Source organism: Streptococcus suis, assembly GCF_019856455.1.
Classification (GTDB): domain Bacteria; phylum Bacillota; class Bacilli; order Lactobacillales; family Streptococcaceae; genus Streptococcus; species Streptococcus suis_AE.
On the sequence record NZ_CP082205.1, the window covers coordinates 521,797 to 538,036 of the forward strand.

Sequence of the window (16,240 nt, forward strand, 5' to 3'; positions counted from 1 at the left end):
GTCGTAGAGGCCTGATTTGGAGTGTAAAACACGAACAAATCTGCCAATCAACCACTGCGCTGAGATGTTGACACTAACTTTGAGAAGCGGTGCTGGACTTGAGCCCAGCCTCTTTAAAATATTGTCAATTATATCCGACATACAAGTGTAAAAAAATGTGGGAGACCTCCCTGTTGATGTCAACTATATGTGACATGTTTCTTTACTGTTAGTATATACCTGTTCATATAAGTTGTCAACTATATTTGACAGTTTTTTTGTAAAAAGTTTGCAACAACTTTTTGTATTGTTTTGTGGTACAATAGAAAAGATATGAGCAAGGAATTTAATCACACTACTGTTCTCTTGCATGAAACAGTAGATATGTTAGACATCAAACCGAATGGAATTTATGTAGATGCAACGCTGGGTGGAGCAGGGCATAGTGAGTATCTGCTCAGTCAGTTGACGGATGGGGGGCATCTTTATGCCTTTGATCAGGATCAGACTGCTATTGATCATGCCCATATTCGCTTGGCATCCTACATTGAAAAAGGACAAGTGACCTTTATCAGGGACAATTTCCGCAATCTCAAGACTCGCTTGGCGGAGCTAGGCGTAACAGAGATTGATGGGATTTGTTATGATTTAGGAGTATCTAGTCCACAGTTGGATGAGCGGGAGCGTGGCTTTTCTTACAAACAAGATGCTCCGCTTGATATGCGGATGAATCGTGAGGGACATTTGACGGCTTATGATGTGGTCAATAACTATGACTATCACGACTTGGTACGGATTTTCTTTAAATACGGTGAGGATAAATTTTCCAAGCAGATTGCTCGTAAGATTGAACAGGCGCGTGCGGTCAAGCCGATTGAAACAACGACTGAGTTGGCAGAGCTGATCAAATCTGCCAAGCCAGCCAAGGAACTTAAGAAGAAGGGGCATCCTGCTAAGCAGATTTTCCAAGCTATTCGGATTGAGGTCAACGATGAGTTGGGAGCAGCAGACGAATCTATCCAGCAGGCCATTGACTTATTGGCTTTGGATGGCCGGATTTCTGTGATTACTTTCCATTCTTTAGAAGATCGTTTGACCAAACAACTCTTCAAAGAAGCAAGTACGATTGATGTTCCAAAAGGTTTGCCATTTATTCCAGACGACTTGAAGGCGCCACTTGAATTGGTCAATCGTAAGCCTATCTTACCTAGTCAAGAAGAATTAGAGGCAAATAATCGCGCGCATTCAGCCAAACTGCGTGTAGCTAAGAAAGTACATAAATAGGAGAGAGTCTATGTTGCAAGAAAAACGTAGAGAAGCCACTATGCGGGTTATCGGTGATAAAATTAGAACCTTCACACGTGTAGAAAAAGCCTTCTATTCAAGCATCGTATTATCTGGATTAGCCCTTGCGATAGGAATTATCTTTATGCAAACGCGGCTTTTGCAACTTCAATCTGGCATGGCCAAAGTCAATCAAGATATTAGTCAAAAACAGATTGAAATTAACGATGCAAAGCAAGCTGTCAATGAATTGACACGTTCAGCTCGCTTGATGGAAATTGCTGAAAAAGCTGGATTAACTTTTAATAATGACAATATTGGAGTAGCCGAATAATGCCCAGAAGAAATAATAAACTCTTGCGGTATGTCTTGAAAAAACGATATATTCCGTCAAAAAATCGTCGAAGAGTAGGACAGAGCCTACTTCTTTTGACGGTTTTCGTCTTTTTTCTCTTTTTAATCAACTTTGCCTATATTATCGGCACTGATAGTAAATTTGGGGTGGACTTGTCAGAGAGAGCTGATGCGGTACACCAGCGTGAAGTTACCGTTCAAGCTAAACGGGGGACGATATACGACCGTACAGGAATTCCTATTGCAGAAGATTCAACGACCTATACAGTCTATGCAATCATTGACACAGAATATGTGTCAGAACTGAAAAAAGTTTTGTATGTGCAGTCTTCTCAGTTCAGCAAAGTAGCAGAAATCTTTAAAAAGCATCTCGGAATGGAGACAGATTATGTTATGGAGCAGCTGAATCAACCGAAACTGAAGCAGGTGTACTTTGGGACCTTAGGTAAGAATATCTCCTATAGTACAATGTCATCAATCCAAGAAGAGATGAAGGCGGCAGGTATTGAAGGGATTGCCTTTGACGCTAGTCCAGGACGGATGTATCCGAATGGAAATTTTGCTTCAATTTTTGTCGGGTTAGCTAATCCGGTTGAAAACAAGGATGGTAGTTATAGCTTACAGGGTGTGAGTGGTTTGGAATATTATCTGAATGATATTCTAGCTGGTCAAGACGGAAAGGTTATCTACGAGAAAGATAGTCAAGGCCGTGTCCTACCTGGGACAGAAAAGGTTGAAACGGAGACAGTAAACGGGCAGGATGTCTATACGACAATTTCAGCCGATCTGCAACGTTCTCTTGAAACCAATATGAATACCTTCTTTGATAACGCCAAAGGGCGATATGCGAATGCAACTTTGGTTTCAGCCAAGACGGGTGAAATACTGGCGACGACCCAAAGGCCAAGCTATGATTCAGATACCAAAGAAGGTCTGGGACAAGAAGGCCTACTAGAGCGGTCACTCTTATATCAAGAGGCCTTTGAGCCTGGTTCAACAATGAAGGTGCTAACAGTAGCGTCAGCTATCGATAATGGAACCTTTGATCCAAATGCATATTATACCAATAATGAGTACGTTATTGCAGACGCGAAAATCAATGACTGGACCCTCAATGCAGGTTATTCAGCTGTGACTCTCAATTATGCGCAAGGCTTCTCCCTATCCAGTAACGTTGGGATGACCTTATTGCAGCAACAGATGGGAGATGAAAAATGGCTAAATTACCTCGCTAAATTCCGCTTTGGCTACCCAACGCGTTTTGGTATGGGGGACGAGGCGCCAGGAATGGTACCAGAGGATAACATCGTTTCTATCGCCATGTCAACGTTTGGTCAGGGAATTTCTGCAAACCAAGCACAGATGCTTCGTAGTTTTACATCCATTGCGAATAACGGTATTATGCTAGAGCCTAAATTTATCTCAGCTCTTTATAATCCTAATACAGATACAGCTAGAGTTTCTTCGAAAGAAGAAGTGGGAAATCCAGTTTCTGAACAAGCTGCCGACGATACACTTCGCTATATGATTAATGTCGGTACTGACCCTGTTTATGGCACACTCTACTCACATGATTTACAGGGGCCTGCAATTCAGGTTGACGGCTATGATATTGCAGTCAAATCAGGTTCGGCGGAAATTGCCAGCGAAGATGGTCAAGGGTACATTAAAGGCGCCTATACCAACTCTGTAGTAGCCATGATCCCTGCTGAGGACCCAGAATTTATCATGTATGTGACCATTCGCCAACCGGAAGTATTAAATGTCCTGTCTTGGCGTGACATTGTCAGTCCTACACTGAAAGAAGCGATGCTGTTGAAAGACAATTTGAATCTGGATTCACCTGCACCAGCATTGACCCGGGTTGCTAATGAGACAGAGTATCAATTGCCAGACCTCATTGGTAAGGCACCAGGCGAGTCGGCTGAGGAACTTCGCCGTCAATTAGTTCAACCAGTTATCCTTGGAAACGGTGCTGAAATTAAAAAAGTTTCAGTCGAAAAAGGAAGTAACGTAATCGCCAACCAACAGGTTCTACTCCTGACAAATAAATTCGAAGAAATGCCAGACTTGTACGCAATCACCAAAGAGAATATGGATATATTTGCTGAATGGACTGGTATTGAAGTGACCTATAAAGGAACGGGTTCAAAAGTAGTCGACCAAAGTGTAGAGGTTGGTACCGCTTTGAATAAAACCGAGAAAATAACAATAACCTTAGGAGACTAACATGCAATTCGCACTTATGTCGGGATTGGTAGCTTTTCTAGCAACCGTTCTCTTAATCCCACGATTTATTACATTTTATCAAGCCAAACGCATCGAGGGGCAACAGATGCACGAAGATGTGAAACAACATCAGTTTAAGGCAGGTACACCAACAATGGGGGGAACAGTTTTTCTCGTTGTTGCGATACTTGTCAGCTTGTTGTTTGCAACGGCCTTTCAACTGTTGACGGGTGGTGTCCTTGCCATCCTCTTCATCCTTGCCCTTTATGGTGTAGTAGGATTTTTGGATGACTTTTTAAAAATTTTCCGTAAAATAAATGAAGGTCTTAATCCTAAACAAAAGCTTGCTCTACAAATTTTAGGAGGGATTGTCTTCTACTTTGTCCACGTAAGAGGAGCAGGTGGCGGAGAATTGAATGTATTTGGTCACATGGTACATTTGGGAGTTCTCTATTTCCCATTTGTTCTGTTCTGGCTGGTCGGTTTTTCAAATGCAGTTAATTTGACAGATGGTATTGATGGATTGGCTTCTATCTCAGTTGTTATCAGTCTTCTAGCTTACTCTGTCATCGCCTTCAATGAGCAAAAATTTGATATTCTTCTAGTTTGTGTGACCATGATTGGTGGCTTGCTCGGTTTCTTTGTTTATAACCGTAAACCAGCGAAGATTTTCATGGGGGATGTGGGAAGTTTGGCTCTCGGTGGTATGTTGGCAACTATTTCAATTGCTCTCCGTCAGGAATGGACCCTCCTCCTTATCGGCCTGGTCTATGTCATTGAAACATCCTCTGTTATGTTGCAAGTTTCATATTTTAAATACACCAAAAAACGCTTTGGAGAAGGTCGTCGTATCTTCCGTATGACTCCTTTTCATCACCATTTGGAGCTTGGAGGTTTGACCGGAAAAGCTGAAAAATGGAGCGAGTGGAAAGTTGATTTTTTCCTCTGGTCAGTCGGTCTCATCATGAGCTTGATTACCCTAGCTATTCTTTATCTATAAAATGTCAGAAACAGCAGAAATGCTGTTTTTTTACCTTGACAAATATAGTCGGGGGGGGGGGTAAAATAGAGAGAGAATTGGTGGAGGATAAAAATGGAACAATTCAATCAAGAACAGTTATATGGAGTGGTTATTCAAACCATGACAGCTGCTAGTCAACTTCCTATGGTTAAAGTCAATCGGGAAGAATTTTTGAAGACTCGTTTTAAAGATAGTCCCTATCTAGATAAAATTATTGCGGATGGACCAACGGCGGTCTTCACTACAAAAGCTTTGCGTAAAGAAGCTGAAAAAATCATTAATGATATGACTACGAAAACATCTTTGATTTCTTTCGCAGCTGGTTTACCGGGGAATCCATTTACAGCGGTGGCGGCAGGTACTGCTGATATAGCTCAGTATTTTGGTTTTGCCTTGAATTTGTCGCAACAAATCGCTTATCTTTTTGGTGAAGATGAATTATTTGTTGGTGAAGGGAAGGAAATTTCAGAAGAGGTTCAAATCCGCATTATTGCCTACATTGGTGTCATGTTTGGAGCAGGTGGTTCAGCAGTTCTTCTCAATAAAGTATCCAAGACAGTCGGAGCTAATATCGGTAAAAAAGTAGCTATGCAGGCTTTGACCAAGACAACTTGGTATCCCTTGGTGAAAAAGGTAGCCGCAGTGATTGGTGTGAAAATTACCAAAAAGACTGTTGAAAAGACGATTGCCAATGCAGTTCCTATTTTGGGTGGTCTAATTTCAGGAGGTTTGACCTATTTTACCTTCCAGCCCATGGGAGGGATGTTGGCAGACACATTTGTGAAAAAAATAAATGGTGATTTTGATGGCGAATTAGAACTCACTGAGGCCTTTAAAGCAAGTTTGGAAGAAGAGAAGGAACTTGGAATTATTGAGGCAGAATTTACTGAAGCAAGTGAGAGTTGATTAGGACGGGTATCCGTCCTTTTTGCTTGTCCACCTAAATCGTGCTATAATAGAGGGCAGTACAACTAAAGAGGGAACTATGAAATTTACAGATATGAAACTCAAGCCTTATATTCAGGAGGCTTTGAAAGAAATTAACTTTGTCCAACCGACAGAAGTTCAGGAGAAATTGATTCCAGTTGTTTTGTCAGGGCGAGACTTGATAGGGGAATCAAAAACAGGTTCGGGTAAGACCCATACCTTCTTGATCCCGATTTTCCAAAAATTAAATGAGGAATTGGACCAAGTTCAGGCTGTTATTACAGCCCCATCTCGTGAACTGGCTACTCAGATTTATCAAGCGGCACGCCAGTTGGCTAGTCATTCGGACATCGAGGTTCGTGTGACCAATTATGTTGGCGGTACGGATAAGAACCGTCAAATTGACAAGCTTCAAGCTAGTCAGCCTCACATTGTTGTTGGGACACCAGGGCGTATCTATGATTTGGTCAAATCAGGTGACCTTGCTATCCATAAAGCAAAAACCTTTGTGGTGGATGAGGCAGATATGACCTTGGACATGGGCTTTTTAGAAACAGTTGATAAGATTGCTGGTAGCCTGCCAAAAGACTTGCAATTTATGGTCTTTTCAGCGACCATTCCGCAGAAACTCCAACCGTTTTTGAAAAAATACTTGTCCAATCCAGTCATGGAACAAATCAAGACCCATACGGTCATTTCAGATACCATTGAAAACTGGCTGATTTCAACCAAGGGGCGTGACCGTAATGCTCAAATCTTGGAAGTAACCAAGCTCATGCAACCTTACTTGGCCATGATTTTTGTCAATACAAAGACACGTGCAGATGAATTGCATAGCTATTTGACTGCGAACGGTCTTCGTGTCGCAAAGATTCATGGGGATATTCCTCCACGTGAGCGCAAGCGGATGATGAACCAGGTGAAAAACTTGGACTATCAGTACATTGTTGCAACTGATTTAGCAGCACGTGGGATTGATATTGAGGGCGTCAGTCATGTCATCAATGATACTATTCCACAAGACCTTTCCTTCTTTGTTCACCGTGTGGGGCGCACAGGTCGTAATGGTTTATCAGGTATTGCCATTACCCTTTATCAGCCAAGCGATGATGCAGATATTCGAGAGCTAGAAAAACTCAATATCAAATTCTTGCCAAAAGAAATGAAAAATGGCGAATTTGTCGATACCTACGACCGTGACCGCCGTGCTAACCGTGAAAAATCTCGTGAAAAACTAGATTTGGAAATGATTGGCTTGGTCAAGAAGAAAAAGAAAAAAGTCAAACCAGGCTACAAGAAGAAAATACAATGGGCTGTTGATGAAAAACGTCGCAAGACCAAGCGAGTTGAAGCGCGTGCAAAGGGTCGTGCAGAACGTAAAGCCAAGCGTCAAACCTTTTAAAGTAATCGAGGAAAAAGATGTTACAAAACATTCTAAGTTTTTATTTACAAGGATTGCTAATAGCTTCCTTGTTGATTATCACTTCTAGTCTGGTCTGGTTTATCTGGCGTGCGACAAAGGGTGTGGATAAAACCTTGCAAGAACGACAAGATTTCTTGTTTGATTTCTTGTTTGATTTGTTGATGATTAATGTGATGACAATCCCCATTGCAGCCTTTGGAGTAGTGGGAATCTTATTAATGTTTAAAGCGTAGAAGGAAAAAGTATATGTACGATACAGTTGTAATTGGTGCGGGTCCTGCGGGGATGACTGCAGCTCTTTATGCAGGGCGTAGCAATTTAAAGGTAGCTCTTTTGGAACGTGGTATTTATGGTGGTCAGATGAATAATACTTCGGAAATTGAAAACTATCCAGGCTATGACCATATTTCAGGTCCAGCCTTGGCTGAAAAAATGTTTGAACCCTTGGAAAAATTCGGTGTGGACCATATTTTTGGCACCCTAGTCCGTATTGAGGAAGAAGGACAAATTAAGAAAGTGATTACTGAGGATGGTGTTTTGGAGACAAAGACAGTCGTTCTAGCCATGGGTGCAAAACACCGTTTGTTAGGTATTCCAGGTGAGGATACTTACAATAGCCGTGGTGTCTCATATTGTGCAGTCTGTGACGGTGCCTTCTTCCGTGGACAAAAACTCTTGGTTGTCGGTGGTGGAGATTCAGCCGTCGAAGAAGCTCTCTTCTTAACACAATTTGCGGAGTCTGTGACAATTGTTCACCGCCGTGATCAGCTTCGTGCTCAAAAAGTCATCCAAGACCGCGCTTTTGCCAATGAAAAAATTAACTTCATCTGGGATAGTGTAGTCGAAGAAATCAAGGGTGATGACTTACGTGTACAAAGCGTGGTTATCAAAAATGTGAAAACAGAGGAAGTCAGCGAACTGGACTTCGGTGGTGTCTTTATCTATGTCGGTTTGGATCCGATGACGGATTCGGTTGTCGATTTGGGGATTACGGACGAAGCTGGTTGGGTTATCACTAATGAAAAGATGGAGACGACTCAATCAGGCATCTATGCCATCGGTGATATTCGTCAAAATCAACTTCGTCAGATTGCAACGGCAGTAGGAAATGGTGCAGTTGCTGGACAAGAAGTCTATAACTACATCACAGAACTAGCTGAATAGGGGAATACAATGTTTCATATTTACGATATTCAGAAAAATCCAGATGGAATCTCCTTTGATAAAACCTTGGATTTACAGGAAGAATTGCAAGCTCGAAATGGTGAAGTTCTAGGCTTGTCGCCAGTCCAAGTCACTGGAAATATCCGCTTTGAATCAGGTTTCTTTTTCTTGGACTATCAGATGACTTATGATATTACCTTGGCATCCAGTCGTTCTCTGAAACCAGTTGTTTTGCATGAGGTCCAAAACGTCAATGAACTTTTTGTTGCCAATGAAGCAGTTCTTAAAGAACAAGATTTGATTGATGAGGATATGGTACTGGTAGTAGAAGATGACCACATTGTCCTTGATGAGAGTGTAGCAGACAATATTTTACTGGCTATACCAATCAAAGTCTTGACACCTGAAGAAGAAGCTGGACAGGAACTACCATCTGGTCAAGCTTGGGCTTTAATGACTGAAGAAGATTTTCAACAAAAAGCTCAAGAGAAAAAAGAGGCCAATAGTCCTTTTGCTCAATTGCAGGGCTTGTTTGATAGTGAAGAATAGTTTGGATAGTTAAATTATCTGAAAATTCTTGTCAACTTTCCCCTTTCGGTGTATAATGAAAGGGATACAAATTAGAGGAGTAAACAAATGACTAAAGCAAATTTTGGTGTTGTAGGAATGGCCGTTATGGGCCGCAACCTTGCGCTTAACGTTGAATCACGTGGCTGTTCAGTAGCTATTTACAACCGCTCTGCTGATAAAACAGAAGATGTTGTTGCAAGCAACCCAGGTAAAAACTTGGTACCAAGTTACGATGTGGAAAGCTTTGTGGCATCTATCGAAAAACCACGTCGCATCATGCTTATGGTTCAAGCTGGTCCTGGTACAGATGCAACCATTCAAGCACTCTTACCACACTTGGATGAAGGTGACATCTTGATTGATGGTGGGAATACTTTCTATGAAGATACCATCCGTCGTTCTAAAGAATTGGCAAACTCCGGCATTAACTTCATCGGTACAGGTGTATCTGGTGGTGAAAAAGGAGCTCTTGAAGGTCCATCTATCATGCCTGGTGGTCAAAAAGAAGCCTACGAATTGGTAGCAGATGTCTTGGAAGAAATTTCAGCAAAAGCGCCAGAAGATGGAGCACCATGTGTGACTTATATCGGTCCAGATGGTGCTGGTCACTATGTAAAAATGGTACACAACGGTATCGAGTATGGTGATATGCAATTGATTGCGGAGTCTTATGACCTCATGCAACACTTACTCGGTTTGTCAGTGGATGAAATGGCTGACATTTTCACTGAGTGGAACAAAGGCGAATTGGATAGCTACTTGATTGAAATCACAGCAGATATTTTGAAACGTAAAGACGATCAAGGTCAAGATGGACCAATCGTTGATTACATTTTGGATGCGGCTGGTAACAAGGGAACTGGTAAATGGACAAGTCAATCATCACTTGACTTGGGTGTGCCATTGTCATTGATTACAGAATCTGTATTTGCTCGTTATATCTCAACTTACAAAGATGAGCGTGTGGCAGCAAGCAAGGTCCTTCCAAAACCAGCTCCGTTTGCATACGAAGGCGACAAGGCTGAATTGGTAGAAAAAATCCGTCAAGCATTGTACTTCTCAAAAATCATGTCTTATGCACAAGGTTTTGCACAGTTGCGCGTAGCATCAAAAGAAAACAACTGGAACTTGCCATTTGGTGAAATCGCAAAAATCTGGCGTGCAGGTTGTATCATCCGCGCTCGCTTCTTGCAAAAGATTACGGATGCCTACGGACGTGACGAAGACTTGGCAAACTTGCTCTTGGATGAGTACTTCCTTGATGTAACAGCTAAGTATCAACAGGCAGTTCGTGATGTTGTTACCTTGGCAGTTCAAGCAGGAGTTCCTGTACCAACATTCTCAGCAGCTATTACCTACTTCGATAGCTACCGTGCTGAAAACTTGCCAGCGAACTTGATTCAAGCACAACGTGACTACTTTGGTGCTCACACTTATAACCGTAAAGATAAAGAAGGAATCTTCCATTACGACTGGTATAGCGAATCAAAATAGAAAAGATGGGCGTGGAAGCGCCCTTCTTTCTAGTCATAATACGATTCCTACACCATTTGAAAGAATAGAAAAGGATGGACAATGGCTAAGAAAATTTTGATTGCTGGTAAAGAACGCAATCTCTCGCATTTTGTTTCCATGGAATTGCAGAAAAAAGACTATCTTGTTGATTATGCATCGACAGGGAAAGAGGCTATGTCCTTGGCACATGAAACGGATTTTGACTTGATTCTGATGAGTTTTCAGCTTTCAGACATGTCCAGCAAGGAATTGGCTACAGAACTATTAGCGATAAAACCAGCCACGGTCATGATTGTGGTAGTTGAGCCGACAGAAGTTAGTCAATATGGGGAAGAAGTCCTCTCTTATGCTGTTTCCTACGTAGTGAAGCCCTTTGTCATCAGTGATTTAGTGGAGCAAATCTCTGCGATTTTTCGTGGTCGTGATTTTATTGACAATAATTGTAAACAGGTTCACATGCATGCGGCCTATCGTGATTTGAAGGTTGATTTTCAAAATCGAACAGTGACTCGAGGTGATGAATTGATTAATTTGACCCGCCGAGAGTATGATCTGTTGGCGACCTTAATGAATAGCCCAGAGCCTGTTAGTCGAGAACAACTTCTTGAGCGTGTTTGGAAATATGAAGCGGCTTCTGAGACCAATGTCGTCGATGTATATATTCGCTATCTACGTGGTAAACTGGATTTGCCACATCAAGATTCATATATAAAAACAGTTCGTGGTGTCGGATATGCCATGCGCGATTGATTTAGAGTAGAGAGGAGGGAGTGAGAAAGAACTCTATTTTTCAAAAATGAGTTCGTCAACAAGTCTTTATTTCTAGTTGTCGAGCTGAAACAGTCTATTCCCAGACTGTTTCACTCCCACCCCGCATAGTTCCAACTGTCTGGGGGACAGTTGGAAGTTGGAAATAGAGCGAACAAAGTTCGCTACAAAACTGTCTGGGAGATAGTTTGAGGTTGGAGATGAAGCGAACTCTGTTCGCATCAGTCGTAGAGGTCAGATTTTGAGTGTGAAACGCGAATTTCTGAGATTTGCTTCGCAAATCTTATCTCCAACCTTTAACAGTCCACTGGACTGTTAAACCCAATCAACCACTGCGCTGAGATGTTGACATGAACTTTGAAAAGAGAGGTTGGTCTTTTTGTCCAGCTCCTCTTTCTTTTTCTATAAGCGTGTGATAAAATAATAGCCAATAAGTAAGAATGGAAAAGTTATGAATACATCATTTAAAGAAAAAGTCATATTGATACTCTTATCTGGAGCGACATTGTTAGCTGTTCTCAACTGGTCTAGTATTTATGGGGCTATTCAACAATTATTAGGTAGTATGAATTCGCTTTTTATTGGAGCTATTTTTGCCTTCATCCTTAATGTTCCCATGAAAAAATTAGAAGATCAGTTTGAAAAAATTTCTTTTTTAAAGAAATCCAAGCGGTCTTTGGCAATCGTTGGAGTATTAATTGGATTTGCTTTAATTGTGACAGGACTGGTGGTGATTGTTCTTCCTACATTGGTGACGACTGTTTCAGAACTGGTTTCGGTTAGCAGCACAGCCATTCCAAAATCGGTAAATGCCCTAACTAATTTTCTTGAATCAAATGGTCTTTTGTCGGGACGAATCGGAGACCAGGTAGCCAGCTTTTTGAATCAGTTGAAGAATTTAACACTTATTTCAAGTTTGGTCACACCGATTTTATCTGGTTTGGTGTCCAATGTGACGGGGATTTTTTCGAACACTATGACGTTGATAATGGCTTTCTTCTTCACTCTAGCGATTTTAGGGAGCAAGGAACACTTGCAGGCGATGACGAGAAAGTTCTTGCAGGCTACCTTGCCGGAGAAGGCTGTCAGAGTAGTGAACTATATTGGAGAAGTTATTGTTGATACCTATGACCGATTCTTGATGAGTCAGATTGTTGAGGCGTGTATCATTGGGACACTTGTCTTTGTTAGTTATTCGCTCTCAGGAATTCCTTATGCCAGCATGGCTGGTATTTTAGCTGGGGTCCTATCGTTTGTACCTTATATCGGTCCCTTTTCAGCGTGTTTGATTAGTGCTCTCTTTGTGGCGGTACAAAATCCGCTCTTGGCACTCTGGTCTATCGTACTCTTCCAGATTCTTCAGTTGATTGAAGGGAATGTGATTTACCCGCGCGTGGTTGGTCAATCAGTTGGTCTTCCGACTCTCTTTACCCTAGCAGCAGTCTTGATTGGTGGTAACTTGTTTGGCCTACTTGGTATGGTCTTCTTTACCCCAATTTTTGCGGTTGTCTATCGCTTGGTTCGTGAATGGGTTGCCAGTCGATTGAAAAAGCAGGATGAATTATTGGTAGAAAGTGAGTAATTCTCGCTTTCTTTTATTTTTGTCATTTTTATGCTATACTGAAGTGATAAAGTTTATGTAGGAGAAAGAGTATGCGTTGTCCAAAATGTCAGAGTTTGAAATCAAGTGTCATTGATAGTCGTCAGGCTGAAGATGGCAATACCATCCGTCGTCGTCGTTCCTGCGACCAATGTGGTCAACGTTTTACCACCTATGAACGGATTGAAGAGAAAACTCTAGTCGTTGTGAAAAAAGACGGAACTAGAGAGCAGTTTTCACGTGAAAAGATTTTCAATGGGATTATTCGTTCTGCTCAAAAGCGCCCTGTGTCAACCGATGATATTGATGAAGTGGTGAATCGGATTGAACAGAAGGTTCGAGCACAAGGTGATAGTGAAATAGAATCCGATGTCATTGGGAATTTGGTAATGGAAGAATTGGTCGAATTGGATGAAATCACCTATGTGCGTTTTGCATCGGTTTATCGTTCTTTCAAAGATGTTGGAGAGCTAGAAAATTTGCTTAAGCAGATGATTTCCAAAGGAAGTAAGGTAAAACTGGGAAAAAAAGATGAAACCAAATGATTTATTTGCCTATATAAAAATCAGCCCGTTTACACCTGATATTGTCAGTCTTAGCCAATGCTACCAGCCGATTATCGGTTTTGATGCATTAGCGCTTTATTATTACTTTTATAGTTTTGCCGATCAAGGGCAAGGACGTTACAAATGGACTGTCATTCTCAATCATATGGATTTTGGGATGAATCGTTTGGAGAAGGCTCTGGATGTTCTGACTGCTATGGGACTCCTAGAACTCTATCGTGCAGATGAATTAACAGGTTTGGCGCTACAAGCCCCTCTGACCGTAAAAAGTTTTCTAGCGAAACCCTTGTATAAGAACTTGTTGGCAAGGAAGATTGGGGAGTCAAGCATGGAGAAGCTACTTGTTCACCTACCCAATCAGGAACAGAATATCTCAAAAACATTTTCTCAGGTCTTTACCATGGATGGGCAGGTTCCAGTTGTTTTTGAACCGAAACATGATTTTGACTGGTCTGCCTTCAAGGCATTAATGGCTAAAGATAAGCTTCTTTTTCAGGATGAAGCTGAGGATATTATTGCGCTTAGTTACATAGCAGAGCAGGCAGGGTGGACCTGGTTGGAAACCTATCGGCAGGCTAAAGCAACAGCTATTGGACAGACGATCTCGACCAAACGCTTGCAGCAGTCACGTCAGTCATTGCCAACAGAAAGCACCAACCTCACTGCCCAAGAACAAGCTATTGTTCGTGAAGCGAAATCAAAATCCAGCCTAACCTTCCTGTCCTTTATCAAGGAGAAACGGAAGGCAGCAGTGACCGCAACAGAACGAAAATGCTTGACGGATTTGGCCAATTTGGGTCTGCTTGACGAAGTTATCAATGTCTTGGTCCTCTATACCTTTAACAAGGTGGATTCAGCCAATCTCAATGAAAAATACGCTATGAAGCTGGGCAATGATTTTTCCTACAAGGGAATTGGCAGTGCAGAGGCAGCTGTTCTTTACCTAAGAGAGTTGAAGGCAGGTCAAGTTGTTACCAAGTCGAGCCAGCCACAGAAAAGCAATGTGCCTGAGTGGAGTAAGGAAGAGGTTCAGCAAGGACAAACGCAGGAAGGCCAAGCCAAGCTGGCGGCTCTTTATCGTGAATTAGAAGAAATGGAAAACAAAGGAGGTAGCTGATGAAATCAGTTCAAGACAGGTTGTCGCAAACAACCAATCCAAGTCCAAAATCTTATCAGCAACTCTATCAGGAGATAGTGAGTGATCCTGAAGTCGCTGCTTTTATCAAAAAAGAAGGTTTGACCCAGCAGGAAATCACACTCTCCATTTCCAAGTTTTTGGAATATATCAGTCAGCGCGATCTCTTTGTCAAGCAGGATGAGACTTATATTGCAAAAGGCTATCAACCGGTTTTAGTCATGAATGAGGGCTATGCGGATGTTTCTTATCTTGAGACAGAAGAATTGGTCGAATACCGTCGTTTGGAAGCTATCAAGAACCGTATCCAGCTTATCAATATGCCGGCGAGTTTGAAGAATGTAACAGTGGCGGATATTGATAAGAGTGATGAAAATCGTGTGGAAGTCATGCTGGCTATTGCAGATTTTGTCAAACGATTTGAGGAAAAACCAAAAGGCCTCTACATCTATGGCAATTTCGGTATTGGAAAAAGTTATTTGATGGCTTATTTAGCCAATCTTTTGTCCAAGACCCATCTTCAATCAACCACCATGCTCCATTATCCAACCTTTGTGGTAGATATAAAAAATGCCATCAAAGATGGTTCTGTCAAGGAGCGAATTGATGAAATCAAGATGGCTCAGGTCTTGGTGCTAGATGACATCGGAGCGGAGCAACATAGTCCGTGGGTGCGCGACGATGTACTGCAGGTCATTCTTCAATACCGCATGCAGGAAAATCTGCCGACCTTCTTTACCTCCAATTTCTCCTTTGATGATTTGGAGCGTCATTTCGCCTCTGGTAAGTCTGGTGATGAAACCTGGCAGGCCAAACGGGTTATGGAGCGTATTCGCTATCTGGCTCGTGATTTGCACTTGAAAGGAAATAACCGCCGATGAATGAAACCATTGATTTGATGCTGAACCATACTTCCGTCCGTCGTTTTACGGAAGAGCCAATTGAGGCGGAACATTTGCAAGCTATTATTTCAGCTGGGCGAGCTGCGTCTAGCTGGAATAATTTCCAGTCTTATTCCATCATTGTGGTGCAGTCGGAGGAGAAAAAACAGGCTCTCTATGACCTGGTGCCTCAGCCAGCTATTTTACAGGCTCAGGCTATTCTGGTTTTTGTGGGCGACCACAACTGTGCCAGCAAGGCGGCCCAGCTTCATGGGACGGACTTTGATGCCAAAGGAACAGAGAATCTCCTGATTTCTTCTGTTGATGCGAGCCTAGCAGGGCAAAACGCCCTTTTAGCAGCTGAAAGCCTGGGTTATGGTGGGGTCTTTATCGGTATGATTCGCCATAAGGCCTTGGCAATAGCAGAGCTGTTCAACTTGCCAGATTATACCTATCCCATTTTCTGTATTGCCCTGGGTCGACCAGCTCAAAACCATCCTGTTAAACCACGTTTGGAAAGCGAAGCCATTGTCTTTCAGGAAGAATATGTGGAGCAAGGCGTGGAAGTAATCCAAGCCTACGACCAAGTTCAGACAGCCTATGCAGGTGCCCGTCAGACAGAAACCTGGTCCGAGCGTATGGTTGCCCAGTTTGGTCAGCCAGAGCAGCCTGAAACGAGGGCTGTATTAGAAAAAAATAAACTATTGTAAGTTATAGTCTTTTTGTTTGCTTTTAGTACTAGGCAACGAGCTGCAGACAGTACTGGAGTACGGCAAAGCGAGTTAACGACGTAATAAAAGATAAACGAAAACGACTATATTAGA

The 16,240-nt window shown here is 42.2% G+C and carries 16 protein-coding genes; all 16 read left to right on the plus strand.

From position 1 onward, the window contains the following. The first annotated feature begins 312 nt into the window (after positions 1 to 312). The 16 genes from rsmH (at position 313) to K6969_RS02720 (ending at position 16,126) form a co-directional block, all read left to right on the plus strand. A complete protein-coding gene (gene rsmH, locus K6969_RS02645) occupies positions 313 to 1,263 on the plus strand; it encodes a 16S rRNA (cytosine(1402)-N(4))-methyltransferase RsmH (protein WP_044764817.1) in 951 nt (316 codons plus the stop codon). A 10-nt stretch (positions 1,264 to 1,273) separates the two neighbouring features. Next, the gene (gene ftsL / locus K6969_RS02650) at positions 1,274 to 1,597 is read left to right on the plus strand and encodes a cell division protein FtsL (RefSeq protein ID WP_002937992.1); all 324 of its coding nucleotides are present in this window, start codon (positions 1,274 to 1,276) and stop codon (positions 1,595 to 1,597) included. After that, a complete protein-coding gene (gene pbp2X, locus K6969_RS02655; protein WP_171942909.1) occupies positions 1,597 to 3,846 on the plus strand; it encodes a penicillin-binding protein PBP2X in 2,250 nt (749 codons plus the stop codon). Before ftsL ends, pbp2X begins: the two co-directional genes overlap by 1 nt. Before the next feature lies 1 nt (position 3,847). Next, complete coding sequence (gene mraY / locus K6969_RS02660; RefSeq protein WP_002937990.1) at positions 3,848 to 4,846, plus strand: phospho-N-acetylmuramoyl-pentapeptide-transferase; 999 nt, start codon at positions 3,848 to 3,850, stop codon at positions 4,844 to 4,846. A gap of 93 nt (positions 4,847 to 4,939) precedes the next feature. Beyond that, positions 4,940 to 5,773, plus strand: a complete 834-nt coding sequence (locus K6969_RS02665) for a hypothetical protein (RefSeq protein ID WP_012027651.1) — start codon at positions 4,940 to 4,942, stop codon at positions 5,771 to 5,773. A gap of 79 nt (positions 5,774 to 5,852) precedes the next feature. Next, entirely contained in the window at positions 5,853 to 7,196 is a 1,344-nt protein-coding gene (locus K6969_RS02670) for a DEAD/DEAH box helicase (RefSeq protein ID WP_029174431.1), read from the plus strand. 17 nt (positions 7,197 to 7,213) lie between these two features. After that, a complete protein-coding gene (locus K6969_RS02675) occupies positions 7,214 to 7,450 on the plus strand; it encodes a DUF4059 family protein (RefSeq protein WP_029174430.1) in 237 nt (78 codons plus the stop codon). 13 nt (positions 7,451 to 7,463) lie between these two features. Then, complete coding sequence (gene trxB / locus K6969_RS02680) at positions 7,464 to 8,381, plus strand: thioredoxin-disulfide reductase (RefSeq protein ID WP_171942910.1); 918 nt, start codon at positions 7,464 to 7,466, stop codon at positions 8,379 to 8,381. Between the two features lie 9 nt (positions 8,382 to 8,390). Continuing rightward, a complete protein-coding gene (locus tag K6969_RS02685) occupies positions 8,391 to 8,930 on the plus strand; it encodes a YceD family protein (RefSeq protein WP_029175279.1) in 540 nt (179 codons plus the stop codon). A gap of 87 nt (positions 8,931 to 9,017) precedes the next feature. Continuing rightward, entirely contained in the window at positions 9,018 to 10,445 is a 1,428-nt protein-coding gene (gndA, locus tag K6969_RS02690) for an NADP-dependent phosphogluconate dehydrogenase (protein WP_171942911.1), read from the plus strand. An 81-nt stretch (positions 10,446 to 10,526) separates the two neighbouring features. Continuing rightward, a complete protein-coding gene (locus K6969_RS02695) occupies positions 10,527 to 11,216 on the plus strand; it encodes a DNA-binding response regulator (protein WP_012027645.1) in 690 nt (229 codons plus the stop codon). 469 nt (positions 11,217 to 11,685) lie between these two features. Then, positions 11,686 to 12,816 (plus strand): AI-2E family transporter, encoded by a 1,131-nt coding sequence (locus tag K6969_RS02700; protein ID WP_171942866.1) that lies wholly within the window; start codon positions 11,686 to 11,688, stop codon positions 12,814 to 12,816. A gap of 71 nt (positions 12,817 to 12,887) precedes the next feature. Beyond that, positions 12,888 to 13,379: a transcriptional regulator NrdR gene (gene nrdR / locus K6969_RS02705; protein WP_024417739.1), complete on the plus strand. Its 492-nt coding sequence runs from the start codon at positions 12,888 to 12,890 to the stop codon at positions 13,377 to 13,379. Further along, entirely contained in the window at positions 13,366 to 14,517 is a 1,152-nt protein-coding gene (locus K6969_RS02710; protein WP_171942867.1) for a replication initiation/membrane attachment protein, read from the plus strand. The genes nrdR and K6969_RS02710 overlap by 14 nt, the downstream gene beginning before the upstream one ends. Further along, on the plus strand, positions 14,517 to 15,416 hold the full coding sequence (dnaI, locus tag K6969_RS02715) for a primosomal protein DnaI (protein ID WP_044760154.1): 900 nt from the start codon (positions 14,517 to 14,519) through the stop codon (positions 15,414 to 15,416). The genes K6969_RS02710 and dnaI overlap by 1 nt, the downstream gene beginning before the upstream one ends. Next, positions 15,413 to 16,126: an NADPH-dependent oxidoreductase gene (locus K6969_RS02720; RefSeq protein ID WP_321537461.1), complete on the plus strand. Its 714-nt coding sequence runs from the start codon at positions 15,413 to 15,415 to the stop codon at positions 16,124 to 16,126. The genes dnaI and K6969_RS02720 overlap by 4 nt, the downstream gene beginning before the upstream one ends. The last annotated feature ends 114 nt before the right edge of the window (positions 16,127 to 16,240 follow it).